The following is a 25,255-nucleotide window of genomic DNA, read 5'->3' on the forward strand; positions in this document are numbered from 1 at the left end:
CAACGCGGTAACCCTTGTGGGGGGCCGGAAGCGGCCCCGTTCGACCTAGGACCGGCAGACCCACCCGACGCCGGTCGCCGACGAAGTGGAGTCCAGTGCAGACCAACATCGAGCTCAAGGAGTTCCTGCGGTCCCGCCGCGACCGGCTCAGCGCCGACGAGACCGTCGCCGTCGGCGCCGGACCGCGCCGGGTGCCGGGCCTGCGCCGCGAGGAGGTCGCCCGGCTCGCCGGGGTCAGCGTCGACTACTACGCCCGGCTGGAACAGGGCCGCAACCTCAACGTCTCCGACGAGGTCATCGCCGCCGTCGGCCGCGCCCTGCGCCTCGACGACGTCGAGCACGCCCACCTGGCGCGGCTGGTCCGCCGGGACCGGATCCGCGGCCGCTGCCCCGGTACGGTCCAGCGCGTCCGGCACAGCGTCCGCACCCTGCTGCGGTCGCTGGACACCGCCGGGTGTCCCGCGTTCGTGTTCGGCCGCCGGATGGACGTCCTGGCGGGCAACCGGCTGGGCGCCGCGCTGGTCACCGACTTCGACACCCGGCCGCGCCGGGACCGCAACATGCTCCGCTACGTCTTCCTCGACCCCGCCGCGCAAACCCTTTACACCGACTGGGACGACGTCGCCAGGGAGAGCGTCGCCATCCTCCGCCTGGACGCGGGCCGCCACCCCGACGACCCCCTGCTCACCGAGTTGGTCGACGACCTGGCCGCCCGCAGCCCCGAGTTCCGCCGCTGGTGGGCCGCCGCCGACGTCCGCGAGCGCAGCCACGGCACCAAGAGCTACCACCACCCCCTCGTCGGCGACCTCACCGTCGACTACGAGTGCCTCACCCTCCCCGCCGACCCCGACCAGACCCTCTGCGTCTACACCCCCCGCCCCGGCTCCCCGTCCGCCGACGCCATCCGCCTGCTCGCGGGCCTGACGATCGCCCCGTCCGGTCTGAGCTGACCCTCCCTTACGACTTCCCGCTCCCCACCTTGACCACGGCCGCGGCGGCTGTCGAGCGCCAACACGGACGTCTGGCATCCGAGTCGACACCTACGCCGCCCTGACCGCCGCGCACGCGTTGGTGCGCGCGGCGGAGTAAGCGCTACCGGAGATCCGTGCCCTTGGTCTCGGGCACGCTCAGGATCACCACGAACGCGATGACGGCCGCTCCGGACAAGTACCAGAAGAAGACGGTCGACATGCCCGCGTCAGCAAGGGCGGTTACGACCAACGGTGCGGTACCCCCGAACAGGGCCACGGTCAGGTTGTACCAAGCCCCGATGCCAAGGCCACGCAGTTCGGTGGGGAACAACTCGCTCATGATGGCCGGGGCCACCGAGGTCATCGCCGTGTACAGGGCAATGCCGACGCAGAAGGCCACGAGCAGGTTCGACAGTCCCGGGCGGACGAACGTGGACAGGGGGTAGCTCAGGATCGCGGTGGCGCCAGCCCATACGAGCAGTTGGGGCTTCCGTCCGAACCGGTCCGCCACCGCGCCCATCGGGTACTGCAAGAGCACGAACAACGCTGTCGCGATCGATAGCGCCAGAAACACATCGGTGTCGTTGGCCTTGCGGGCGTTGATGGCGAACGGGGTAAGAGCACTGAAGAACGTGTAATAGCACAGGGTCGACAGCATCGTGAACCCCACAAGCTGACCGACGGCCTTGGGGTGGTGCCGCAGCGTTGACAGCAACGGGTTACTCAACCCGCGCGCCTTGTCCTTGTTGTCCTCGAACTGATCCGTCTCTTCAAGCGTGCGGCGCAGCACCAGCCCGAGTAGACCCAGGACGCCGCCCACAAGGAACGGAATCCGCCAGCCGTAAGAGCCCATGTCCGCCTTCCCCAAGCCACTGTTGAGGAAGTAACCGAGCAACGACGCGATCAACACCGACACGCCCGTGGAGATGTAGAAGAACGCCGAGTACCGCCCCCGCCGCGCACTCGGCGCGATCTCCCCGAGGTACGCGGACGCGTTCGACACCTCACCCCCCATCGACACACCCTGCACGATCCTGGCCACCAGCAACAAAACCGGCGCCAACCACCCCACCTGCGCGTACGTCGGCAACACCGCGATCACCAACGACGCCCCCGCCATCGCCGTGATCGTCAACAACATCGCAGGCCGCCGCCCCCGCGTATCCGCGAAGCGACCAAGCAAAAACCCACCCAACGGCCGAAAGAAGAACGCCAACGCGTAGGTTGCGAACGTCGCGATGAGCCCCTTGCTCCCCGGCGCGAACAACGCGTTCGCGATGTACGTACTGAACGTCGCATAGACCGTCCAGTCATACCACTCGATGGCATTACCGACACTCGCGGCGAACAGCTTGCGTACCGGTAAGCGATGTCGTTCGGTGATGGTGCCGACCACGTTCGACCTCCCTGTGCGCTGGGTGTTGACCTGGCTGGTGGACCCCGGTGTGCCGGGGGCGCGGTAGGGTCCCGCCGTCGATCCTCGGGACAGGGCGGGGGTCCCGCTGGGTGGCTGGTCCGATCGGGTGTGACGGCCGTCATGGTGGCAGGTGGAAATAGTCAAACGCTCAATCAAGTTGTGCTGGGTGGCCGCACCGCCTACCGAGGAGCCAACCGACATGACCGCCATCGAGACCAGCCCGATCCTCCGCCTCACCGAGGACGCCCAGGACCTGCTGTTCCGGGAGGCCCGCACGGCCAACGCGTTCTCGGCGGAGCCGGTCACCGAGGAGCAGGTCCAGGCCATCTACGAACTGGTCAAGTGGGCCCCCACCGCGATGAACTCGCAGCCGCTGCGGGTGCTGCTGGTCCGCACCCCCGAGGCGCGCGAGCGGCTGCTCACCCACATGTCCGAGGGCAACCGGGCGAAGACCGGCACCGCCCCGCTGGTGGCCGTGCTGGCCGCCGACACCGACTTCCACGAGCACCTGCCGACCGTCTTCCCGCACTTCCCGGGCGCCAAGGACGCGTTCGCCGACCCGGCGCCGCGCGCGGAGACCGCCCGGTTCAACGCGCTGCTGCAGGCGGGCTACTTCGTGCTGGGTGTCCGCGCCGCCGGGCTGGCCGCCGGGCCGATGGCCGGGTTCGACGCCAAGGGCCTCGACGCCGACTTCTTCCCGGACGGCCGCCTGCGCTCGCTGATCGTGGTCAACATCGGCAACCCCGCCGAGAACGCGTGGTTCGACCGCAACCCGCGCCTGGACTACGACCAGGTCGTGCAGTCCGTCTGACCCCCTGACGACAGGAGGCCCCGCCGACAGCCGCGGCGGGGCCTCTTAAATCCTTGCCTACCCGTTGTAAGAGTTCTGGGTTTGCACGTTCAGCTCGTTCCACCGGTAGGACTTGGCCTGGTCGGTTTCAGGGTCGTTGACCTCAAGCACGTCCAGGCCCTTGCCGAGACCGGACGCGTAGATGTAGCCGTTGTAGTAGTAGGCCGACCACACACCACCCGCCTCGGCGGGGTCCGCAGCCGGACCGCGGTCGAAGAAGCCGATCGCCCGTGGCCGCCTCGAGTCCGTGAAGTCGACCACCTGCACGCCGCCCATGTACCAGGCCTGGACCATGATGTCGCGGCCCGGGATGGGCAGCAGCGAACCGTTGTGCGCCACGCAGTTCTCCGCGTCGGTCTGCTCGCGGTCGATCTTGTAGTAGCTGCGGAACTCCAGCAGCCGCTGGTCACCGCGCCCGGTGATGTCGTACACCGCGTCCGCGCCGCGGACCGGGCCGATCCTCGGGTTGCACGTCGCCGCGCCGCCACCGCCCAGCTCGTCGGTGAAGATGACCTTCGTCCCGGCGTTGTTGAACGTCGCCGAGTGCCAGAACGCGAAGTGCTGGTCGTCCTCCACCCGGTTGATCACCCGGGGCCGCTCCCGGTCGGAGATGTCCATCAGCACGCCGTCACCCATGCAGGCACCGGCCGCGAGGTTCTTCGACGGGTACACGGTGATGTCGTGGCAGCCGGAAGTCGTTGACACGTAACCGGAGTCCACTGTGCCGGGTACACCGGGGTTGCCGCCGTCCGGGAACAGGTTCGGTGTCGCGACCACCGCTGCCGCGCCGGGGTTCTTCAACGGCACCTTGATGATGGTGATGGAGTCGTGCGGCGGTTGGCACTTGGAGATCTCGGGCGCGGGGGCGTAAGAGGACACGTACAGGTACACGTCCTTGCCGCGCTTGTCCGGCACCAGCGTGTGCGTGTGCGATCCGCAAGAGGTCTCGATTGACTTGATGTAGCGCGGGTTTCGCTTGTCGCTGATGTCGAAGATCTTCATGCCCTCCCAGTACGGCTTGGTGCCGTCGTTCTGGGCGACCGAGGCGCACGAGTTGTCGCTGCGCCGCGAGTCGGTGGACACGAACAGCAGGTTGCCGCTCACGGACACGTCGTTCTGCGAACCCGGGCACAAGACCTGGCTGACGATCGCGGGCTGCCGCGGGTTCTTGATGTCGTAGACGGTCAACCCGAGGTAGTTGCCGACGATGGCGTAGTCGCCGGTGAAGGCGATGTCGGTTCCGGTCGACCCGGTGCCCTTGAGCGGGGCGGTCGCCGGGATGTTGGCGATGTGCTTGACATTGGGGCTGGTCACGATCTCGTCCGGGCCGGGGAACTGGCTCTGGGCGGCGACCGACGACGCCCCGAGCAGACCCGCGGCGGCCAGCGTCGCTGCCGAGACAGCGGCGACCGCGGAGCTCACCGTCCACCTGCCGCGTCGGGATGAAGGCACGCTGCTTACCCCTCTCGTGCAGACCTGGGACTTAGCAGTATCGAGCCGTTCGTCCCGGTTCAACCAGCGCCGATAGTGGGGTTTTTTCACCACTTGGTCACAGTCTGTCGCCAAACGTCCGGCTCGGGTACGGTCGGGGGCCGGACCCGCGACGGGAGGGCTGCCATGCTCGGTCGGCGGATTGTGTGCGGTGTGCTAGTGCTGTTCCTCGCGGCCGGTGTTGCCGCTTGTACCACCGAACCAACCGCGCACAACCCGGTTGTGCAGCCCGGCAAGCCCGGTGAGGACAACCGGACGCTGTCGCCGCAAGAGGCTCAGGTTGGCACCGCGGCCGACAGGCCCAACGACGCCGACCTCGACTACGCGCGGATGATGATCGTCCACCACCAGCAGGCCATCGACATGGCCGCGCTCGCCCCCGACCGCGCCGCCAACCCCACGCTCAAGGCGTTCGCCGCCCGGGTCGCCGACAGCCAGGGCCCGGAGATCGCCGTGATGAACGGCTGGCTGCGCGCTGTCGGCCAGCCCGAGGTCGACCCCCACCAGTCCGACCACCCAGCCGATCACGCGGGTCACGACATGGGCCACACGATGCCGGGGATGGCGACCCCGGAGCAGGTGGCGCGGCTCAGGGCCGCCACCGGGCCCGCGTTCGACACGCTGTTCGTCCAGCTCATGACCCGCCACCACCAGGGCGCGATCGAGATGGCCAACGCCGTGCGCCGGACCGGTTCGGCCGGGAAGATCCAGGAATGGGCGGACAACGTGGTCGCCGAGCAGTCCGCCGAGATCCAGCGGATGACCGCCATCGGCAAGCCTTGATCATCAGTGGCTCGACCCAGGGGGCTGCCAGGGTCTCGACCTGCCCCCTGGGTCGAACCACCAGTTGTCCACAGGCGGGGGAAACCGGGGAGCGGGGGTTCGAGCGGGCTCGCTAGCATCGCGGGTGCCGGTCGCGGACGTGACCGAAACGCGTGGTCACACCCGATGTGACCGGAACACCCGAGGAGCAGTCGTGTCCCAGCAACAGTCCCCGGCCGTCGCAACCGCCGCGCGCGTGGTGGTGCAGGCGGGCACTACCGCTGGGGCCGCCGTCCGCGATGCCGGGCTGCCCGGCAAGGGGCCGGACGCCGTGGTCGTCGTGCGCGATCCCGAAGGCGGGCTGCGCGACCTGTCCTGGTCGCCCACCGCCGATGTCGAGGTCGAGCCGGTCGCCGCGAACACCGGCGACGGCCGCTCGGTCATCCGGCACTCCACCGCGCACGTGCTCGCCCAGGCCGTGCAGCAGCAGTTCCCCGAGGCCAAGCTCGGCATCGGCCCGCCGGTGCGCGACGGCTTCTACTACGACTTCGCCGTCGACCGCCCGTTCACCCCGGAGGACCTGCAGGCGCTGGAGAAGCGCATGAAGGCCATCATCAAGGGCGCGCAGCGGTTCTCCCGCCGCGTGCTGGAGTCGGTCGACTCGGCCAAGCAGGAGCTGGCGGCCGAGCCGTTCAAGCTGGAACTGGTCGACATCAAGAGCGATGTCGACCCGAGCGAGGTCATGGAGGTCGGCGGCGGCGAGCTGACCATCTACGACAACCTCGACCCGCGCAGCGGCGAGCAGGTGTGGGGTGATTTGTGCCGTGGCCCGCACGTGCCGACCACCAAGCACATCCCCGCCTTCAAACTGACCAGGGTCGCCGCCGCCTACTGGCGCGGCAACGAGAAGAACCCGCAGTTGCAGCGCATCTACGGCACCGCGTGGGAGTCGCAGGAGGCGCTCGACGCGCACCTGGAACTGATCGCCGAGGCCGAGCGGCGCGACCACCGCAAGCTCGGCACCGAGCTCGACCTGTTCAGCTTCCCGGACGAGATCGGCTCCGGCCTGGCCGTCTTCCACCCCAGGGGCGGCATCGTCCGCCGCGCCATGGAGGACTACTCGCGGCGCAGGCACGAGGAAGAGGGCTACGAGTTCGTCTACTCGCCGCACATCACCAAGGGCACCCTGTTCGAGACCTCCGGCCACCTCGACTGGTATCGCGACGGCATGTACCCGGCCATGCACCTCGACGCCGAGTACGACGACCAGGGCAAGGTCCGCAGGCCCGGCCAGGACTACTACCTCAAGCCGATGAACTGCCCGTTCCACGACCTGATCTTCCGCTCCCGCGGCCGGTCGTACCGGGAGTTGCCGCTGCGCATGTTCGAGTTCGGCACCGTCTACCGCTACGAGAAGTCCGGCGTCATCCACGGCCTCACCCGCGTGCGCGGCATGACCCAGGACGACGCGCACATCTTCTGCACCCCCGACCAGGTGCAGGAGGAGCTCAAGTCGCTGCTCACCTTCGTGCTCAACCTGCTGCGCGACTACGGCCTCGACGACTTCTACCTGGAACTGTCCACCCGCAACGACGAGAAGTACGTCGGCTCGGACGAGGTGTGGGAGAAGGCCACCGAGGCGCTGCGCGAGGCCGCCACCGACTCCGGCCTCGACCTGGTGCCCGACCCGGGCGGCGCCGCCTTCTACGGCCCCAAGATCTCCGTGCAGGCCCGCGACGCGCTCGGCCGCACCTGGCAGATGTCCACCATCCAGTTGGACTTCAACCTGCCCGAGCGGTTCGAACTCGAGTACACCGCGGGCGACGGCACCCGCCAACGCCCGGTGATGATCCACCGCGCCCTCTTCGGCTCCATCGAGCGCTTCTTCGGCGTCCTCACCGAGCACTACGCGGGCGCCTTCCCCGCCTGGCTCGCCCCCGTGCAGGCCGTCGGCATCCCCATCGCCGACGAGCACACCGACCACCTGCTCCAGGTCGCCAAGTCCCTGCGCGCCAAGGGCATCCGGGTCGAGGTCGACACCTCCGACGACCGCATGCAGAAGAAGATCCGCAACCACACCCTGCAGAAGGTCCCGTTCATGCTGGTGGCGGGCGGCAAGGACGTCGAGTCCGACTCGGTCTCCTTCCGCTTCCGCGACGGCTCCCAGCTCAACGGCGTCACCGTCGCCCGCGCGGTCGACGCCATCCACACCTGGGTGGCCCGCCGTGACAACACCTCCCCGTCCGCCGACACCTTCACGGTCGACTGACCACCGGGTGGTTCGGACCCGAGACCAGCGATCGCTGGGCGTGGCCCGGCGGCGGCCGACGGGGATGGGCCGCCGCCGGGAGGCGTGGGGTGTCACCCGGCGCCACTAGGATCGGGGCATGGCTGGATCCGAGCGGGAACTCGTGCCCCAGGACGGGGTGGGGGTCGCCGACGCCCTGCAGCGGTTGTGGACTCCGCACCGGATGGCGTACATCCGGGGAGAGAACAAGCCGGAGGGGGAGAGCAGCTCGGGGTGCCCGTTCTGCGGGCTGACCAAGCTCGCCGACGCGGACGCGCTGATCGTCGCCCGAGGTGAGACGGTGTACGCGGTGCTCAACCTGTACCCGTACAACCCCGGTCACCTGATGGTCGTCCCGTACCGGCACGTCGCCGACTACACCGACCTCACCGACGCGGAGACCGACGAGCTCGCGCGGTTCACCCAGCGGGCGATGCGGGTCGGCCGGAAGGTCGCGGCGCCGCACGGGTTCAACATCGGGATGAACCAGGGCGTGGTCGCCGGTGCCGGGATCGCGGCGCACCTGCACCAGCACCTGGTGCCGCGCTGGGGCGGCGACGCCAACTTCATGCCGGTCATCGGGCACACCAAGGTCCTGCCGCAGTTGCTCGGCGAGACCCGCGCCCTGCTCGCCGACGCCTGGACCGACTGAGACCAGGACCGGACTGGCACCAGGACCGGGACCGACCCGGGCCGGGTGGTCCGGCGTGGACCACCCGGCCGGGGGTGGGTCAGCCCTGGCGGAGGACGGCCTCCAGCTCGATGTGGACGTTGATCTTGTCGCCGACCACGGCGATGCCGTTCTGCACGCCCTCGAAGTTCACCCCGAACTCGCGCCGGTTGATCTCGGTCTGCGCGGAGAAGCCGACCCGGGTGCCGCCGTACGGGTCCGGGCCGAAGCCGTTGAGCTCGAAGCGCAGCGGCACCGACTTGGTGACGCCCTTGAGGGTCAGTTCGCCGTCGAGCACGTAGTCGTCGCCGTCGGCGCGCACGCCGGTGGCGGTGTAGGTGAGCTCCGGGTAGGTCTCGACCTCGAAGAAGTCGGCCGAGCGCAGGTGGCCGTCGCGCTGCTCGTTGTGGGTGTTGATGGTGTTCAGGTCGATGGCGACCCGCACCGACGACGCCGCCGGGTCCTCGGTGGTGACGATCTCGCCGCTGACGCCGTCGAAGCGGCCCTTGACCTTGCTGACCACCATGTGCCGCACGGTGAAGCCGACGTCCGAGTGGACGGGGTCGATGTCCCACGTGCCCGCGACGAACCCGGGGAGCTGGGCGAAGCTCATGTTGTCTCCTCAAACCGGTTGAACACTCAATCGAAATCCTACGCCGAGCAAGTTGAGAGTTCAACCAGTAGACTCGAGGGCATGGACGAACCGCGCTGGCTCACCGACGCCGAGCAGGACGTGTGGCGCACTTTCGTCACCATGCTGGGTGCCCTCGGCGACCACATGGACCGCCAGTTGCAGCGCGACTCGTCGATGCCCTACACGTACTACGAGATCCTGGTCGTGCTCTCCCACGCGCCCAACCGCATGCTGCGGATGAGCGAACTGGCGGGCCTGCGCGGGTCCAGCCGCAGCAGGCTCTCGCACGCGGTCGCCCGGCTGGAGGCCCAGGGGTGGGTCGAACGCCGCGAGTGCCCGACCGACAAGCGCGGCTCGCTGGCCGTGCTCACCGACGCCGGTTTCGCCGCGCTCGCCGCTGCCGCGCCCGGTCACGTCACCACCGTACGCGAGGCCGTGTTCGACCGCCTGTCCCCGGAACAGGTCCGCGACCTGGGCCGGATCAGCGCCGCCATCCTGGACGGACTCGACCCGGACAAGACGCTGCCCGGCTGCCGCGAACTGGGCTGAGCGGCGGTCGGCGCGGGGAGCGCGACCGGCTGCGGTTAGGCTGCGCTGGCCAGGTCGTCCCGCGTTAGGTGCGTCTCACAGCCCCATGCTCAACATCTTCGCCCGCGCCTCCGTCTCGCGCGTCACCGATCCGATCGGGGCGCGGCTGGTGCGCATCGGGCTCACCCCGAACGCCGTCACCGTGCTGGGCACCGCAGGGGCGGTCGCCGGTTCGCTGTGGCTGTTCCCGCTCGGCCACCTGCTCGCGGGCACCCTGGTCGTGTGGGGCTTCGCCATGTTCGACCTGCTCGACGGCGCCATGGCCCGGTCGCGGGGCGGTGGTACCCGCTACGGCGCGGTGCTGGACGCGACCTGCGACCGCATCGCCGACGGTGCCCTGTTCTGCGGCATCACCTGGTACCTGTTCGACGTCGGCGACCGGACCACGGTCGTCGCCGCGCTGATCTGCCTGGTGCTCGCCCAGGTCGTGTCCTACATCAAGGCGCGCGCCGAGGCCACCGGCCTGGACGCGGACGGCGGCCTGGTCGAGCGCGCCGAGCGGCTGATCATCACCCTGGTCGGCGCCGGGCTGTCCGGGATGGGGGTGCCGCACGCGCTGCCGGTGGCGCTGTGGCTGCTGGCCGCGGGCTCGGTGATCACCGCGTTGCAGCGGCTGCTGGCCGTGCGCCGCTCGGCCGAGGCGGCGCCGGTACCGGAGAAGACGCCGTGAGCTGGGGAGATCGGCTGCAGGCCGGGGGCTACGGCCTGGGGTGGCGGCTGGTCCGCGCCCTGCCCGAGAAGACGGCCGCCGCGCTGTTCCAGGTCGGAGCCGACTTCGCCGCCCGGCGTGGTGGCGGTGGTGTGCGGCAGTTGCGGGCGAACCTGGCGAGGGTCGTGCCCAAGGCGGGTCCGTCCGAGTTGGACGACCTGGTGCGGCAAGCCATGCGCTCTTACGCCCGCTACTGGCTGGAGGCGTTCCGCCTACCGAGCATGGATCTCCGTGCGATCCACAGTGAGATCGACGCGACCATCATCGGCAAGCACTACATCGCGGCCGCGCTCGAAGAGGGCCGGGGCGCGGTGATGGCGCTGTCGCACTCGGGTAACTGGGACGCGGCCGGTGTGTGGATGGTCGGCGAGCACGGCTCGTTCACCACCGTGGTCGAGCGTTTAAAGCCGGACTCGCTGTACGACAAGTTCGTCGCCTACCGCGAGTCGCTCGGTTTTGAGGTCGTCCCGGCGACCGGTGGCGATAAGAACCCCGCGGTCGTCCTGGCGGAGCGGCTGCGGCAGAACAAGCTCGTCTGCCTGCTCGCCGACCGCGACCTGACCCCGGCGGGTATCCCGGTCACCTTCTTCGGCGAGCAGACGAAGATGCCCGGCGGCCCGGCCTACTTGGCCGCGCGCACCGGCGCCGTCCTCCTCCCCGCGGGCACCTGGTTCAACGACGGCGGTTGGGTGGTCCGTATCCACCCCCCAGTCAAGGTCGACGGCGTGCGCGGGGTACCGGCCGCCACCCAGGTCCTCGCCGACACGCTCGCCGCGGACATCAGCGCGCATCCCGCCGACTGGCACATGCTGCAGAAACTCTGGCTCGCCGACCTGCCCGACGCCCAGCAGCCGAAGCGTGCTCGCTGAGTCGGGGACGACGCCGGGGTGGGGAAGGGTGGTGGGAGAAAGTATGCACAGAATCGGTATCGTCTGTCCGTACTCGTTTGATGTTCCGGGCGGCGTCCAGGCGCACGTGCTCGACCTGGCTCGGGCGTTGCGCGGGCTCGGTCACGAGGTGGACGTGCTCGCCCCCGCCGACGAGGACACCCCGCTGCCCGACTTCGTGCACCCCGCCGGCCGCGCCCTGGGCATCCCGTACAACGGTTCGGTGGCCCGGCTCTCGTTCGGCCCGGTGTCCTACGCCCGGGTCCGGCGCTGGGTCCGCGACCACGACTTCGACGTGCTGCACCTGCACGAGCCGGTCGCGCCGAGCCTGTCCATGCTGGCGCTGATGGTGGCCGACGGCCCGATCGTGGCGACCTTCCACACCTCGACGCCGCGCTCGCGGGCGCTGAGCGCGTTCCAGTCGGTGCTGCAGCCGTTCCTGGAGAAGATCACCGCGCGGATCGCGGTGTCCGTGCTGGCCCGGCGGGTCCAGGTCGAACACCTCGGCGGGGACGCGGTCGAGATCCCCAACGGGGTCGACGTCGGCTTCTTCCGCGACGCCCAGCCGCTGCCCGGGTATCCGCGCCAGGGCGGGACGGTCGGTTTCGTCGGCCGCTACGACGAGCCGCGCAAGGGCATGCCGGTCCTGCTCAACGCGCTGAAGCTGCTCGTCGACGACCTGCCCGACTTGCGGCTCGTCGTCGTCGGTAGGGGCAACGAGAACGAGCTCCGCCGCGCCGCAGGGTCCCGCTTAGCGCCTCGGATCGATCTACTTGGGTCGGTCGACGACGCCGACAAGGCTCGCATGCTCAGCAGCGTGGACGTCTACTGCGCCCCCAACCTCGGCGGGGAGAGCTTCGGCATCATCCTCACCGAGGCCATGTCCGCCGGGACCACCGTCGTCGCCAGTGATCTCGACGCCTTCCGCCGGGTCCTCGACGACGGCCGCGCGGGCGTCCTCACCCGCGTCGGCGATCCCCGTTCGCTCGCCGAGGGCATCAAAGCGGCGCTGGCCGATGACACCTATCGGGCGACCTTGGCCGCGGAGGCGTCCCGCCGGGTCGCCGTGTTCGACTGGTCGGTGGTGGCCGCCCAGGTCCTGCGCGTCTACGAGCAGGCCATCGCCGCCGACCCGCGAGCGGTCGGGGAGGTGTCGTGATCTCCTGGATCGTGGCCGCCGCGATCGTCGTGGTGGTGTTCGCGGGGAGTTGGCTGGTGGCCATGGCCAACCGGCTGGACCGGCTGCACGTGCGCACCGACGCGGCGTGGGCGGCCTTGGACGCCGCGTTGGCCCGCCGCGCCGTGGTCGCCCGCGCGGTGTCCGGGGTGGTCGACCCGGGGGCGGGTGACCGGCTGCGGGTGCTGGCCGACCGCGCCGAGCACGCCACCCGACCGGACCGCGAGTCCGCCGAGAACGCGTTGACCCGCGAACTCGCCGCCGTCGACCGCCAAGACCTCGCGCTGGCCCTGGTCACCGAGGTGGTCGACGCCGAGCAGCGGGTCATCATCGCCCGCCGCGTGCACAGCGACGCCGTCCGCGACACCCTCGTGCAACGCCGCCGCCGTCCTGTGCGGTGGTTCAAGCTCGCGGGTACCGCGCCCAGCCCGGAGTACTTGGAGATCGCCGAACCCTCCTCCTCCGACGACGCACCCAGCCCCCGCCCTTCCGCGCGGGTTGTCTTACTCGACGCGGACCACCGTGTCCTGTTGTTCCACGGCCACGACCCTGCCCGTCTCGGTGATACCTACTGGTTCACCCCCGGCGGCGGTGTCGAACCTGGCGAGGACCTGCGCACGGCGGCTCTTAGAGAATTGCGCGAAGAGACCGGCATAGCCCTGCCGGACGACGGTCTAACCGGCCCTGTGTGGCGTCGTCGCGTCCTGTTCAGCTTCGCGGGACGCACCTACGATGGTGAGGAGTGGTTCTTCCTCGCGCACCTCCCCGCCGGTTCCACAGTGGACACCTCCGGTTTCACCGACCTGGAGTCCGCCACCATCGCCGAGCACCGCTGGTGGCCCGCCACCGACCTGCGGACCACCGGCGACACGGTCTACCCGGTCCAACTGGCCGACCTGCTCCCCGAACTGTCCACATGGGACGGCGAACTGCGCCTGGTCCGCTAGGCGTACTGGGTCGCCAGCGCGGACGGCAGCGGGTCGAAGCGGGCGAAGCAGCGGGTGAAGGTGCCGGTGCCCGAGGTCAGCGCGCGCAGGTCGATCGCGTAGCGGAGCAGGGCGGTGGCCGGGATCTCGGCGTCGACGGTGGTCTGGCCCGCGTCGCCCGCGGTCGTCCCCAGGACGCGGCCGCGGCGGGCGGAGAGATCGCCGAGGACCGGGCCGAGGTGGTCGTCGGGGATCGTGATGCGCACCTGGTCGACCGGTTCGAGCAGGGAGATGCGAGCCTTCTCGGCGGCGTCGCGCAGGGCGAGGGAGCCCGCGGCCTGGAAGGCGGCGTCGGACGAGTCGACGCTGTGCGCCTTGCCGTCCACCAGGGTCACCCGGATGTCCACGACGGGGTGCCCGTTGTGCAGGCCGCGTTCCAACTGGGCGCGCACACCTTTCTCGACGCTGCCGATGAACTGGTGCGGCACGGAGCCACCGACCACCCGGTCGACGAACTCGAAGCCGGTCCCGGTTGGCAACGGCTCCACCTCGATGTCGCACACCGCGTACTGACCGTGCCCACCGGACTGCTTCACGTGCCTGCCGTGCCCGCGTGACGGCGCCGCGAACGTCTCCCGCAGTGATACCCGCACCTCTTCGGTTTCCACTTCGGCGCCACCCGCGCGTAGCCGGTCCAGCACGACGTCCGCGTGTGCCTCGCCCATGCACCACAGCACCAACTGCCCGGTCTCCCCGTTGCGCTCCAGACGCAAGGTGGGGTCACCGGCGACGAGGCGGGAAAGGTTACGGGCGAGCGTGTCCTCGTCGCTGCGGGTCTTGGCCGTTACCGCTACCGGCAACAATGGCTCGGGCATGTCCCACGGCGTCATCAGCAGGGGGTCGTCCGGCGCGGACACGGTGTCCCCGGTCTCCGCGGACCCCACCTTGGTCAACGCGCACAGGTCGCCCGCCACGCAGTACGGGACCTCGCGCAGGGACGCCCCCAACGGCGAGTAGATGTGCGCGACGCGTTCGTCGGCGTCGTGGTCTTCGTGGCCGCGGTCGGCCAGACCGTGCCCGGACACGTGCACCGCTCGCTCGGGCCGCAGCGTCCCGGAGAACACCCGCACCAGGGATACCCGACCGACGTAAGAGTCGACGGCGGTGCGCACGACCTCGGCGGCCAGTGGCCCGTCCGGGTCGGCGGTGAGCGCGGCGTGCGCGTGGCCCTGCGGGTCGGTCACCATCGGCAGCGGGTGCTCCAGTGGCGACGGGAACGCCCTGGCCAGCGCGTCCAGCAGCTCGGACAGCCCCAGTCCGGTCGCCGCGCACACCGGGAACACCGGGTGGAACGCGCCCCTGGCGACCGCGGTCTCCAGGTCGGCGATGATCGTCGCCGGATCGATCTCCTCGCCCGCCAGGTAGCGGTCCATCAGGGTCTCGTCCTCGCTCTCGGCGATGATCCCCTCCAGCAGCCGCCCGCGCTCGATGTCCATCAGCGCCAGGTCGGCGGCGGTGGCCGGGCTCGCCACGGGCGGGTGGCCGGTCAGCCGCCGCTGGGTGATCAGCCCGAGCAGCCCGTCCGGCACCGGGAGGTACACCGGGAGCACGTTCGCGCCGAACGCGTCCTGGCAGGCGGCCAGCTCACCGGCGAAATCGGCGCGCGCGTGGTCCAGCCGGGCGATCACCAGCGCCCGCGGCATGCCGACCGCCGCGCACTCCGCCCACAGCGCCGTGGTGGTCGCGTCGACCCCCTCGAACGCGCTGACCACGAACAACGCCGCGTCCGCCGCCCGCAGCCCGGCGCGCAGCTCGCCCACGAAATCCGCGTACCCGGGGGTGTCGATGAGGTTCACCTTCACCCCGTCGTGCAGCAGCGGGGCCACCGACAGCCCCACCGACCGCTGCTGGCGCACCGCGGCCGGGTCGTGGTCGCACACGGTCGTGCCCTCGGTGACCGAGCCCGCCCGGCCCACCACCCCCGAGGCGGCCAGCAGCGCCTCGGTCAACGTCGTCTTGCCCGAGCCGGACGGCCCGACCAGGACGATGTTGCGCACCCTCCGCGGGTCGTCCACCGCGACACCGGACTCGGTTTGACCGTTCTCGGAGTGCTTCGACCCCACGGTGCCCCACCTCCACTCGGTCGGGGGAGCCGCCGGGGCTCCCCGTTGGCAATCCAGTCGCGCCGGTCGTGCCGACTGTTCACCTGCGCGTGTGTTCGATCTCACACCGATTTCGGCGGGCGGACAACCCCACCGACCCGAGTGGCCTGCCGAGATAGCCCTCAACTGGCCACTTCCAGCGGGCCACCTGGGTCGTAACCTGTGGTCAGCGCGTTCTCCGACGCGCCGAGTCGACCCGAAAGGCCGCAGTCGTGTCCGAAGGCTTGTCCGACAGCACCAGCGCCCCCCAGCCCCAGACCGCCCCGGCGACCGGCACCACCCGGGTCAAGCGCGGCATGGCGGAGATGCTCAAGGGCGGCGTGATCATGGACGTGGTCGACGCCGAGCAGGCCAAGATCGCCGAGGACGCGGGCGCGGTCGCGGTGATGGCCCTGGAGCGGGTCCCCGCCGACATCCGCGCGCAGGGCGGCGTGGCCAGGATGAGCGACCCCGACCTGATCGACGGGATCATCGCGGCCGTGTCCATCCCGGTGATGGCCAAGGCCCGCATCGGCCACTTCGTCGAGGCTCGGGTCCTGCAGTCGCTCGGCGTGGACTACATCGACGAGTCCGAGGTGCTCACCCCCGCCGACTACGCCAACCACATCGACAAGTGGGCGTTCACCGTGCCCTTCGTCTGCGGCGCGACCAACCTGGGCGAGGCGCTGCGCCGGATCACCGAGGGCGCGGCGATGATCCGCTCCAAGGGCGAGGCGGGCACCGGCGACGTGTCCAACGCGACCACGCACATGCGCAAGATCCGCGGCGAGATCAAGCGGCTGACCTCGCTGCCCGAGGACGAGCTGTACGTGGCGGCCAAGGAGCTGCAGGCGCCCTACGACCTGGTCGCCGAGGTGGCCCGCACCGGGAAGCTGCCGGTCGTGCTGTTCACCGCGGGCGGCATCGCGACCCCGGCGGACGCGGCGATGATGATGCAGCTCGGCGCGGAGGGCGTGTTCGTCGGCTCCGGCATCTTCAAGTCCGGCAACCCGGCGCGGCGGGCCGAGGCCATCGTCAAGGCCACCACCTTCCACGACGACCCGGACGTGATCGCGAAGGTCAGCCGCGGCCTCGGCGAGGCGATGGTCGGCATCAACGTCGAGGACGTCCCCGAGCCGCACCGGCTCGCCGAGCGCGGCTGGTAACCGGAGCGCTGGTAACCGGGTTACCGCGGCTACACGTGTTCGGACACCATGCAGGCCACCGTGCCCGGCTCCAGTGCCTCGAACACGTGCGGCTGGTCGCCGGGGTAGCACACGTAGTCGCCCGGTTCGGCGGTCACCGGGTGCTCCGGTGGGCCGATCAGGGCCCGGCCGGAGCACAGCACGACGTGCTCGACGACGCCGGGGGAGTGCGGTTCGGACGCGCGCCTACCGCCCGGTTCCGCCGTGATCAGGTACAGGTCGCGGCGGGCCCCGGGCGGGCAGGACGCCAACAGGGTGGCCACGTAGTCGGCCCGCTCGGAGTACACGGCGGGTCCCTCGCCCGCGCGGATCACCCGGATCGTGGGCTGCGGCGGCTCGACCAGCCTGCTGAACGGCACGCCCAGGGCGACGCTGAGCGCCCACAGGGTCTCCACGCTGGGGTTGCCCGCCCCGGACTCCAGTTGCGACAGCGTCGACTTGGCGATCCCGGCGCGCTTGGCGAGCTCGCTGAGCGAGAGCCCGACCCGGTCCCGCTCCCGCCGCAGCGACCGGGCGATCACGTCCAACGGCGCCCCGCGCTGCTCCACCGGCCCACTCCCGTCCCGAGGTCGTTCGCTATGACGAACAACGCGTTCTCCTTGACGAACGCATGTCCGGTGTTCATCATACTGGACTATGCGTTCGATCTGGCGAACTCTCGATGCCGGGCTGTGGCGGGGCGTGCTGGCCATCGCCGCCGCGGCCGCGGTCAACGGCGCCTCCTTCGGGGCCATCGCGGTCGCCGCCGGGCTCCCGCTCTGGGTGCCGGTGGTGATGTCCCTGCTGGTCTTCGCGGGCGGCTCGCAGTACCTGGTGGTCGGCGTGGTGGCCGCGGGCGGCAGCCCGATCGCGGCCGTCCTCGGTGGTCTGGTGCTCAACGCCCGGCACCTGCCCTTCGGGCTGGCGGTCGGCGAGGTGGTCGGCAACGGCTGGGGCGCCCGGCTGCTGGGCAGCCACCTGCTGATCGACGAGTCGGTCGCCTTCGCCATGGCCCAGTCCGACCGGGTCCGCGCCCGTGCCGCCTACTGGGCCTGCGGCGGCTCGCTGTTCATCGCCTGGAACGTGGGCGTGGCGGCGGGCGCGCTGGCCGGGACCCTGGTCGACGACCCGAGCAAGCTCGGCCTGGACGCGGTCTTCCCCGCCGTCATGCTGGCCCTCGTCTTGCCCGCCCTCAAGGAGGCGGGCAAGTGGCGGCCCGCACTGCTCGGCGCCGCGGCCGCGTTGGCCACCACGCCGTTCCTCCCCGCGGGGGTACCGGTGCTGGTTGCCCTCGTCGGCCTGCTGGCCGTGCCCCGCCGAGCCGATGAGACCGACCAGCCCGAGGCGGTGACGGCGTGAGCATCCTGCCGATCCTCGTCCTCGCCCTGGGCACCTTCGCCTTCCGGTTCGGTGGCGTCGCGCTGCGCGACCGGTTCACCATCCCCCCGCGGGTGCGCGAACTGCTGTCCACCGGCGCCATCGTGCTGCTCACCGCTCTTATCGCGACCAGCACGCTGACCAAGGGACACGGCTTCGCCGGGTGGGCACTGCCCGCCGGGGTCGCCGTCGCAGGCCTGCTCGCCTGGCGCAAGGCCCCGTTCGTCGTCGTGGTCATCGTCGCCGCCGCGACCACCGCCGTACTTCGCCTCGCTGGGGTGGCTTGACCGGACCTCCTCCCCGGCCGTTTAGTCTCAGGTCCGGAAACGGGGAGGACCCACTTGTCCGCAGATCGTCCGCTCATCGGCGTGTTGGCCCTGCAGGGTGACGTGCGTGAGCACACCGCCGCGCTCGAGGCGAGCGGTGCCAGGGTGCTGCCCGTGCGCAGGCCGAGCGAGCTGTCCGAAGTGGACGGGCTGGTGCTGCCCGGCGGCGAGTCGACCACCATCTCCCGGCTGCTGGCCACCTTCGACCTGCTCGACCCGCTGCGCGCCCGGCTCGCCGCCGGGATGCCCGCCTACGGGTCCTGCGCCGGCCTGATCCTGCTCGCCGAGAAGGCCATCGACGCCCGCCCCGACCAGCACCAACTCGGCGCGCTGGACCTGATCGTCCGGCGCAACGCGTTCGGTCGGCAGGTCGACTCGTTCGAGGAAGACCTGCACGTCACCGGGGTCGACGGCGGGCCGGTGCACGCCGTGTTCATCCGCGCCCCGTGGGTCGAGTCGGCAGGCCCGGCGGTCGAGGTGCTGGCCAGGGTGCCGGACACCCCGGCGGCCGGAGCGGCCGCCGGTAGGATCGTCGCCGTTCGGCAGGGCGGCGTGCTGGCCACCTCGTTCCACCCGGAACTGACCGGTGACGCGCGCGTGCACCGCCTGTTCGTGGCCATGGTCCGCAAGGGCCTCGACCACGGGCGCACGACAACTGATCTTCAGGCCATGACGGAGGAGACATGAGCGGCCATTCCAAGTGGGCGACAACCAAGCACAAGAAGGCCGCCCTGGACGCCAAGCGTGGCAAGCTGTTCGCCAAGCTGATCAAGAACGTCGAGGTCGCCGCGCGCACCGGCGGCGGCGACCCGGACGGCAACCCCACCCTGTACGACGCGATCCAGAAGGCGAAGAAGAACTCCGTCCCGCTGGACAACATCGAGCGCGCCCGCAAGCGCGGCGGTGGTGAGGAGGCTGGCGGCGCCGACTGGCAGACGATCATGTACGAGGGCTACGGCCCGAACGGCGTCGCCGTGCTCGTCGAGTGCCTCACCGACAACCGCAACCGGGCCGCGGGCGAGGTGCGCACCGCGATGACCCGCAACGGCGGCAGCATGGCCGACCCGGGCTCCGTGTCGTACATGTTCAACCGCAAGGGCGTGGTGATCCTGCCCAAGAACGACCTCGGCGAGGACGACGTGCTGCTCGCGGTGCTCGAGGTGGGCGCCGAGGAGGTCAACGACCTCGGTGAGAACTTCGAGATCGTCTCCGAGGCCACCGACCTGGTCGCCGTCCGCACCGCCCTGCAGGGCGCCGGCTACGACTACGAGTCCGCCGACGCGTCGTTCCTGCCGTCGGTCACCGTGGCGCTCGACGCGGACGGCGCGCGCAAGATCTTCCGGCTGATCGACGCGCTGGAGGACTGCGACGACGTGCAGAACGTGTACGCCAACTTCGACATCCCGGACAGCGTGCTGGCCGAGGTCGACTGACATCCGCCCCGGGGCCCGGAGCGTTCCGGGCCCCGATTCGGTCCCCACCGGGTTGGAGTTCCCGCCGTGTCGCTCGACGAGATCAGCGAGGAGCAGGCGGCGCTGCGCGAGTGGCTGCTGCGGACCGTCGACGAGGACGGCCACGCCGTCGTCCAGGTCCCCGGCGACGAGTTCGGCGCCCCGTACGCCTTCTCCGTGGGTGCCTGGCGCCGGTTCGGGGCGCCCGAGGCCGTGGTCATCGGTCTGCCGGTCGACATGATGCAGCCACTGCTGCACGAGTACGTGCGGCGCGCGGCGGCGGGGGAGCGGTTCTTCCCCGGGCTGCCCTACCTGGACTTCTTCGAGGGCACGCCGGTCGTGGTCGAGCGGGTCCACCAGGACTTCTACCCGGAGTTCCTGGGCAGCGCGTTCCTGCTCTACCCGTCCGGCCAGTTCCCGGCGTTGCAGCTCATCGTGGCCACTCCGGACGGTCACTTCCCGTGGAGCCGCCACGCCCCGGCCGGGTTCGCCGACTGGCAGCCGGTGCTGACCCCCAGCGGCGTCCCGGAGAGCTGGCGGCCGGGCATCGACGGCCCGTAGCCGCAGGTCAGCCGATCGGGTCTGCCGGTGCGGGTGACCCGCGGATACGATCTTGGCCTCCGGCAGGAAGGGGCTGGTCCCGTGGCCGAACCGGTGCGCCCGCGCCCCACCGCGCTGACCGAGGCCGAGCTGGGGTTCGCGCCCCAGCGGGCCGTGCGCTGGCTGGCGCCCCGGGTGTTGATCACCACCGGCGTCCAGTCGCTGCTGGCCGAGATCTTCGGGTCCTACTCGGACAAGCGTGAGGTCCAGGGCGGCCTGGCGGTCCGCGAGCACGACCACCGGGACGCCGAGTGGATCGACTTCGTGGCCGACTTGGGCGACGGGTTCGACGCCACGTACACCGTCGCGCAGTTGCTGGCGGCGGAGGAACTGGCGGTCGACGGGCACACGTTGCCACGCGGCCGGGTCCTCGTCATGGGCGGCGACGAGGTGTACCCGTTCGCCTCCACCGTCGCCTATGAAGACCGCACCAAAGGCGTATACCGGGCCGCGTTACCCCATACCGACGACGAGCCCCCGGTCCTGTTCGCCTTACCCGGTAACCACGACTGGTACGACGGCCTGACAGCCTTCATCCGCGTCTTCGCGCAAGGGCACCCCATCGGCGGTTGGACCACCGAGCAGACGCGCTCGTACTTCGCCATCAGGCTCCCGCACAACTGGTGGCTCCTCGCGATAGACACCCAATTCGACGAGTACGTGGACGCCCCGCAGCTCGCTTACTTCCGCGAGGCGACCAAGGACATGGCCGAGGGCGACGGTGTAATCCTGTGCACTCCCTCCCCGGAATGGGTGCGCGCGGGATCAGGCGGTGACACGCGCGGGTACGACACCATCGAGTTCTTCGACCGTGAGATCGTGCGCGCCAAGGGCGCCCAGATCCGTCTGATGCTCTCCGGCGACACCCACCACTACGCCCGTTTCACCGAGCGCGACAGCACCAACCCGCGCCAACGCATCACCTGCGGCATCGGCGGCGCTTACCTTGCCGCCACGCACAAACTGCCCGACTCGCTGCGCCTACCGCCGCCCACGTCCCGTGTCCGCAACGCTTCCCCGACAACGGACTACGACCTCGAACACCGCTACCCGGACACATCCACCTCGGAGAAACTGGCGGCGGGCATCCCGCGGCTTCCGTGGCGCAACCCCGGCTTCTGGGGCCTCGCGGGCATCTTCCAGACCGTGATGACCTTGGCCGTTCTCTACGGGCTCGTGCAGAGTGACATCGGCGTCAAACACTTCTTCGGTCTTGTCGCGAGTTGGGCACCCGCGGTCATCGTCGGTGTCGTACTCGTCATCAGCGCGCTTACCTTCGCCCGGTTAGGTCATCAGCGTCGGGTTGGTCTGGCCAGGTTCTTCGGCCTCTTACACGCGGCAGGACACATAGGACTGAGCGTTGGCTGGTCCTACCTCGTGATTTGGCTCTATACCGACGTTTTCCCCGATGGCGCCGCCCAGGACTGGGGAACATTCGCCGTAGTGGCCCTCGGTACGCCCACCGTGATCGGGTTCATCGACGCCGAGGTCGTCGCCGGCTACCTCTTGCTCTCCAGCCGCGCGGGCATCAACCTCAACGAGGTCATGGCCGGGCAGAGCATCGAGGACTACAAGGGCTTCCTGCGCCTGCGCGTCGACCCCGACGGCATCACCATCTACCCGATTCGCGTCGACCGGATCGGCGGTGGCTGGACCCCGCAGGCCGCAGGACCCTGGTTCCGCCCCGAGACCCCGCTGGACCCGCACCTGATCGAGGCCCCCGTCCGCGTGTCGAGGTGATCCACCCCGACCCACCCCCTAGGCTCTCGAACGAGTGTTCACGAACTAGGCGGAGAGAACCTTGCGCGTGTTGGGCGTCGACCCGGGTTTGACGCGGCTTGGCATCGCGGTTGTCGACGGCGGTGCCGGGCGCGCGGTCCAGGCCGTCGCGGTCGACGTGATCCGCACCCCGCCCGAGGACGAACTGGCGATCCGGCTGCTCAAGGTCGCCGACGCGCTGGAGGTCTGGCTGGACCGGCACCGCCCCGAGGTGGTCGCCATCGAGCGGGTGTTCAGCCAGCACAACGTGCGTACCGCCATGGCCACCGCCCAGGCCGCCGGGGTGGTCGCGCTCGCCGCCGCCCGCCGCGGCCTGCCGGTCATGTTCCACACCCCGAGCGAGGTCAAGGCCGCCGTCACCGGCTCCGGTCGCGCCGACAAGGCCCAGGTCACGATGATGGTCACCAAGCTGCTCGGCCTGACCGAGGCCCCCAAACCCGCCGACGCGGCGGACGCGCTGGCGCTGGCCATCTGCCACCTCTGGCGCGCGCCGATCCGCAACCGGATGGCCGAGGCCGAGGCCAGGGCGGCCGAACTGGCCCGCGCCCACCGTGCCAGGCTGGCCACCGCGCTGCGCACCCAGGGCAGGGCGGACCAGGGCAAGGCAGGCCCCGGCAAGACGGCGCGGAACAGCGGGAAAGCGGTGGGCGAGTGATCTCCTCGGTTCGGGGCAAGGTGGCCGCGATCGGGCTGGACCACGCGGTGGTCGAGGTCGGCGGGATCGGGTTCGCCGTGCAGGCCACCCCGCACACGCTGGCCACGCTGCGCCGGGGTGACGAGGCGGCGCTGTCGACCGCGCTGGTCGTGCGCGAGGACTCGCTGACCCTGTTCGGGTTCGCCGACACCGAGGCCAGGGACCTGTTCTGGCTGCTGCAGACCGTGTCCGGCATCGGGCCCCGGCTGGCCCTGGCCACCCTGGCCGTGCTGGAGCCCGCGCAACTGCGCGCCGCGCTGGCCGACGGCAACATCACCGTGCTCACCCAGGTCCCCGGCATCGGCCGCAAGGGCGCCGAGCGGTTGATCATCGAGCTGCGGGACAAGGTCGGCGCGTTGCCGACCACCGCCGAACCCACCGCGCCCGCCGCGGGCCAGGTCCGCGGCTCGGTGGTGGAGGCCCTGGTCGGCCTCGGCTTCCCGGCCAAGCAGGCCGAGCAGACCGTGGACACCGTGCTCGCCGCCGACGCCACCGCCGACACGGCCGCCGTGCTGCGCACCGCGCTGGCCACCCTCGGGCGCAAGCGCTGATGGAGGAGACCGACCCGGAGTGGAGCGACCTGTCGCCGCTGGTGGCGCCGGGGGAGCGGGACGACGAGTCGTCGCTGCGGCCGCGCAGGCTGGCCGAGTTCGTCGGCCAGCCCCGGGTCCGCGAGCAGTTGCAACTGGTGCTGCAGGGCGCGACCCGGCGCGGCGCCCCACCCGACCACGTGCTGCTCTCCGGGCCGCCCGGCCTGGGCAAGACCAGCCTGGCCATGATCATCGCCGCCGAGCTGGGCAGGCCGATCCGGATCACCTCCGGGCCTGCCCTCGAACGCGCGGGCGACCTCGCCGCGATGCTGTCCAACCTGGTCGAGGGCGAGGTGATGTTCATCGACGAGATCCACCGGATCGCCCGCCCGGCCGAGGAGATGCTCTACCTGGCGATGGAGGACTTCCGGGTCGACGTGGTGATCGGCCGCGGCCCCGGCGCCACCTCCATCCCGCTGGAGATCGCCCCGTTCACCCTGGTCGGCGCCACCACCCGGTCCGGCTCGCTGACCGGCCCGCTGCGCGACCGGTTCGGCTTCACCGCGCACATGGAGTTCTACGTCCCCGAGGACCTGGAACTGGTGCTGCGCCGCTCGGCCACCATCCTCGGGGTCGACCTGCGCCCGGACGGCGCCGTGGAGATCGCGGGCCGCTCCCGGGGCACCCCCCGGATCGCCAACCGGCTGCTGCGCCGGGTCCGCGACTACGCCGAGGTCCGCGCGGACGGCGCCGTCGACCGCGCCGTGGCCCAGGCCGCGCTGGAGGTCTACGACGTCGACGAACTCGGCCTGGACCGGCTCGACCGGGCCGTGCTCTCCGCCTTGGTGCGCTCGTTCGGCGGCGGACCGGTCGGCGTCGCCACGCTGGCGGTCGCGGTCGGCGAGGAGCCGACCACCGTGGAAGAGGTGTGCGAGCCGTACCTGGTGCGCGCCGGGATGCTGGCCCGCACCCCACGCGGCCGGGTGGCGACCGCGCTCGCCTGGTCCCACCTGGGGCTCACCGCCCCGACCGACGCGCCCGGCTGGGCAGCGCCTACCCTGTTCGACGAGTGACCACCCGCATCCGGCGCCCGCCGCGACCACCGGGGCGCCGCACGTGGTCAGTGCTGATCAGGTGAGCACGTCGGTCGGCGTGACCTGGCAGACTCGAACAGGACAACCCGAAACCGGACTTTTCGCCGAGCGAGACCGCCCGCGCGAATTGGAGTGACATGAACCAGTCTCTGATCCTCGTGCTCATGATCGCCGTGCTGGCGATCCCGCTGGTGCTCAACTCGCGCAGGCAGAAGCGGATGGCCGCCGAGCAGAAGAACCTGCTCGGCTCGCTGAGCGTCGGCGACCGGGTGATGACCACCTCCGGCCTCTACGGCACCGTGTCCGACGTCTCCGACGAGGCCACCATCGGCATCGAGATCGCCCCCGGCGTCGAGACCACCTGGCTGCGCCAGGCCATCCGCGAGAAGGTCGGCCCGGACCTGGTCGACGAGGACGAGGACATCGACGAGGTCGACAGCACCCTCACCGGCGAGCACGAGTCCATCCCCGCGGAGGGCACCACCGAGACCGGCAAATCGAAGAACTGAGCGCACCTGCCGGTCGACTACGCCCGGGGTAAAGGGCTGTACGTGAGCCGTGCAACACTGAGTTGACCCCGCAGGCGCTACGCTGCGCCCTCACCCGATGTGCGCCTCGTGTGCACACCCGGGTGCGGGCGCAGTGTCATGACCACCTATCGCGGCGCGCACGTACCGAAGATCTCGTGCGGCCCGCGCGACTCGAGGAGA

General features: G+C 70.6%; 26 protein-coding genes. 21 read left to right on the plus strand and 5 right to left on the minus strand.

Going from position 1 to position 25,255, the window contains the following annotated elements; genetic code table 11:
• The first annotated feature begins 95 nt into the window (after positions 1–95).
• Positions 96–950 carry a helix-turn-helix transcriptional regulator gene (locus H504_RS0127805; RefSeq protein WP_026425460.1) on the plus strand — a complete coding sequence of 285 codons (855 nt, stop codon included), beginning with the start codon at positions 96–98 and terminating at the stop codon, positions 948–950.
• Between the two features lie 142 nt (positions 951–1,092).
• On the opposite strand, the gene H504_RS0127810 is transcribed toward H504_RS0127805, so the two are convergent.
• Positions 1,093–2,367, minus strand: coding sequence for an MFS transporter (locus H504_RS0127810; protein ID WP_026425461.1), 1,275 nt, complete (start codon positions 2,365–2,367; stop codon positions 1,093–1,095).
• Positions 2,368–2,587: 220 nt separating this feature from the next.
• On the opposite strand from H504_RS0127810, the gene H504_RS0127820 reads away from it, so the two are divergent.
• Positions 2,588–3,199, plus strand: a complete 612-nt coding sequence (locus H504_RS0127820; protein ID WP_026425462.1) for a malonic semialdehyde reductase — start codon at positions 2,588–2,590, stop codon at positions 3,197–3,199.
• 57 nt (positions 3,200–3,256) lie between these two features.
• Here H504_RS0127820 and H504_RS0127825 read toward each other — a convergent pair whose 3' ends face one another.
• Positions 3,257–4,660: an LVIVD repeat-containing protein gene (locus H504_RS0127825; protein WP_026425463.1), complete on the minus strand. Its 1,404-nt coding sequence runs from the start codon at positions 4,658–4,660 to the stop codon at positions 3,257–3,259.
• Positions 4,661–4,882: 222 nt separating this feature from the next.
• Between H504_RS0127825 and H504_RS0127830 the strand changes: the two genes are divergently transcribed.
• The 3 genes from H504_RS0127830 (at position 4,883) to H504_RS0127840 (ending at position 8,430) form a co-directional block, all read left to right on the plus strand.
• Positions 4,883–5,512, plus strand: a complete 630-nt coding sequence (locus tag H504_RS0127830) for a DUF305 domain-containing protein (RefSeq protein ID WP_245614477.1) — start codon at positions 4,883–4,885, stop codon at positions 5,510–5,512.
• A 193-nt stretch (positions 5,513–5,705) separates the two neighbouring features.
• Positions 5,706–7,760, plus strand: a complete 2,055-nt coding sequence (gene thrS / locus H504_RS0127835) for a threonine--tRNA ligase (protein WP_026425465.1) — start codon at positions 5,706–5,708, stop codon at positions 7,758–7,760.
• 118 nt (positions 7,761–7,878) lie between these two features.
• Positions 7,879–8,430 carry an HIT family protein gene (locus H504_RS0127840; RefSeq protein ID WP_026425466.1) on the plus strand — a complete coding sequence of 184 codons (552 nt, stop codon included), beginning with the start codon at positions 7,879–7,881 and terminating at the stop codon, positions 8,428–8,430.
• Positions 8,431–8,509: 79 nt separating this feature from the next.
• Here the strand turns inward: H504_RS0127840 and H504_RS0127845 are convergent, their stop codons facing one another.
• Positions 8,510–9,061 carry a YceI family protein gene (locus H504_RS0127845; protein WP_026425467.1) on the minus strand — a complete coding sequence of 184 codons (552 nt, stop codon included), beginning with the start codon at positions 9,059–9,061 and terminating at the stop codon, positions 8,510–8,512.
• A gap of 81 nt (positions 9,062–9,142) precedes the next feature.
• Here H504_RS0127845 and H504_RS37345 point away from each other — a divergent pair, with 81 nt between their 5' ends.
• The 5 genes from H504_RS37345 (at position 9,143) to H504_RS0127870 (ending at position 13,390) form a co-directional block, all read left to right on the plus strand.
• Positions 9,143–9,631 (plus strand): MarR family winged helix-turn-helix transcriptional regulator, encoded by a 489-nt coding sequence (locus tag H504_RS37345; RefSeq protein ID WP_035306364.1) that lies wholly within the window; start codon positions 9,143–9,145, stop codon positions 9,629–9,631.
• Positions 9,632–9,716: 85 nt separating this feature from the next.
• Positions 9,717–10,340: a phosphatidylinositol phosphate synthase gene (gene pgsA / locus H504_RS0127855; protein ID WP_026425468.1), complete on the plus strand. Its 624-nt coding sequence runs from the start codon at positions 9,717–9,719 to the stop codon at positions 10,338–10,340.
• Complete coding sequence (locus H504_RS0127860; RefSeq protein ID WP_026425469.1) at positions 10,337–11,248, plus strand: phosphatidylinositol mannoside acyltransferase; 912 nt, start codon at positions 10,337–10,339, stop codon at positions 11,246–11,248. Before pgsA ends, H504_RS0127860 begins: the two co-directional genes overlap by 4 nt.
• A 43-nt stretch (positions 11,249–11,291) precedes the next feature.
• Positions 11,292–12,425 carry a glycosyltransferase family 4 protein gene (locus tag H504_RS0127865; RefSeq protein WP_035306366.1) on the plus strand — a complete coding sequence of 378 codons (1,134 nt, stop codon included), beginning with the start codon at positions 11,292–11,294 and terminating at the stop codon, positions 12,423–12,425.
• Positions 12,422–13,390 (plus strand): NUDIX hydrolase, encoded by a 969-nt coding sequence (locus H504_RS0127870; protein WP_026425471.1) that lies wholly within the window; start codon positions 12,422–12,424, stop codon positions 13,388–13,390. Before H504_RS0127865 ends, H504_RS0127870 begins: the two co-directional genes overlap by 4 nt.
• Here H504_RS0127870 and H504_RS0127875 read toward each other — a convergent pair.
• Positions 13,387–15,492 (minus strand): elongation factor G-like protein EF-G2, encoded by a 2,106-nt coding sequence (locus H504_RS0127875; protein WP_026425472.1) that lies wholly within the window; start codon positions 15,490–15,492, stop codon positions 13,387–13,389. The two genes, H504_RS0127870 and H504_RS0127875, sit on opposite strands and share 4 nt — an antisense overlap.
• Positions 15,493–15,743: 251 nt before the next feature.
• Here H504_RS0127875 and pdxS point away from each other — a divergent pair, with 251 nt between their 5' ends.
• A complete protein-coding gene (gene pdxS / locus H504_RS0127880) occupies positions 15,744–16,676 on the plus strand; it encodes a pyridoxal 5'-phosphate synthase lyase subunit PdxS (RefSeq protein WP_425394082.1) in 933 nt (310 codons plus the stop codon).
• A 29-nt stretch (positions 16,677–16,705) separates the two neighbouring features.
• On the opposite strand, the gene H504_RS0127885 is transcribed toward pdxS, so the two are convergent.
• Positions 16,706–17,263, minus strand: coding sequence for a helix-turn-helix domain-containing protein (locus H504_RS0127885; RefSeq protein WP_026425474.1), 558 nt, complete (start codon positions 17,261–17,263; stop codon positions 16,706–16,708).
• 88 nt (positions 17,264–17,351) lie between these two features.
• Here H504_RS0127885 and H504_RS0127890 point away from each other — a divergent pair, with 88 nt between their 5' ends.
• The 10 genes from H504_RS0127890 to yajC all read left to right on the plus strand — a co-directional run bounded on the left by H504_RS0127890 (position 17,352) and on the right by yajC (position 25,054).
• Positions 17,352–18,053 (plus strand): AzlC family ABC transporter permease, encoded by a 702-nt coding sequence (locus H504_RS0127890; protein ID WP_026425475.1) that lies wholly within the window; start codon positions 17,352–17,354, stop codon positions 18,051–18,053.
• Entirely contained in the window at positions 18,050–18,358 is a 309-nt protein-coding gene (locus tag H504_RS0127895; protein WP_026425476.1) for an AzlD domain-containing protein, read from the plus strand. The genes H504_RS0127890 and H504_RS0127895 overlap by 4 nt, the downstream gene beginning before the upstream one ends.
• 54 nt (positions 18,359–18,412) lie before the next feature.
• Positions 18,413–19,084: a pyridoxal 5'-phosphate synthase glutaminase subunit PdxT gene (gene pdxT, locus H504_RS37350; RefSeq protein WP_051386321.1), complete on the plus strand. Its 672-nt coding sequence runs from the start codon at positions 18,413–18,415 to the stop codon at positions 19,082–19,084.
• Positions 19,081–19,830: a YebC/PmpR family DNA-binding transcriptional regulator gene (locus H504_RS0127905; protein WP_026425477.1), complete on the plus strand. Its 750-nt coding sequence runs from the start codon at positions 19,081–19,083 to the stop codon at positions 19,828–19,830. Before pdxT ends, H504_RS0127905 begins: the two co-directional genes overlap by 4 nt.
• A gap of 66 nt (positions 19,831–19,896) precedes the next feature.
• Positions 19,897–20,409, plus strand: coding sequence for a DUF4262 domain-containing protein (locus tag H504_RS0127910; protein WP_035306371.1), 513 nt, complete (start codon positions 19,897–19,899; stop codon positions 20,407–20,409).
• An 81-nt stretch (positions 20,410–20,490) separates the two neighbouring features.
• The gene (locus H504_RS37355) at positions 20,491–22,188 is read left to right on the plus strand and encodes a metallophosphoesterase (protein WP_035306374.1); all 1,698 of its coding nucleotides are present in this window, start codon (positions 20,491–20,493) and stop codon (positions 22,186–22,188) included.
• A gap of 61 nt (positions 22,189–22,249) precedes the next feature.
• On the plus strand, positions 22,250–22,882 hold the full coding sequence (gene ruvC / locus H504_RS37360; protein ID WP_051386322.1) for a crossover junction endodeoxyribonuclease RuvC: 633 nt from the start codon (positions 22,250–22,252) through the stop codon (positions 22,880–22,882).
• Positions 22,879–23,472, plus strand: a complete 594-nt coding sequence (gene ruvA, locus H504_RS0127925) for a Holliday junction branch migration protein RuvA (protein WP_026425479.1) — start codon at positions 22,879–22,881, stop codon at positions 23,470–23,472. Before ruvC ends, ruvA begins: the two co-directional genes overlap by 4 nt.
• Positions 23,472–24,524: a Holliday junction branch migration DNA helicase RuvB gene (gene ruvB / locus H504_RS0127930; RefSeq protein ID WP_035306377.1), complete on the plus strand. Its 1,053-nt coding sequence runs from the start codon at positions 23,472–23,474 to the stop codon at positions 24,522–24,524. The genes ruvA and ruvB overlap by 1 nt, the downstream gene beginning before the upstream one ends.
• Before the next feature lie 158 nt (positions 24,525–24,682).
• A complete protein-coding gene (gene yajC / locus H504_RS0127935; protein ID WP_026425481.1) occupies positions 24,683–25,054 on the plus strand; it encodes a preprotein translocase subunit YajC in 372 nt (123 codons plus the stop codon).
• Positions 25,055–25,255 lie beyond the last annotated feature (201 nt).

Origin of the sequence: Actinokineospora inagensis DSM 44258 (genome assembly GCF_000482865.1) — a bacterium.
GTDB lineage: Bacteria > Actinomycetota > Actinomycetes > Mycobacteriales > Pseudonocardiaceae > Actinokineospora > Actinokineospora inagensis.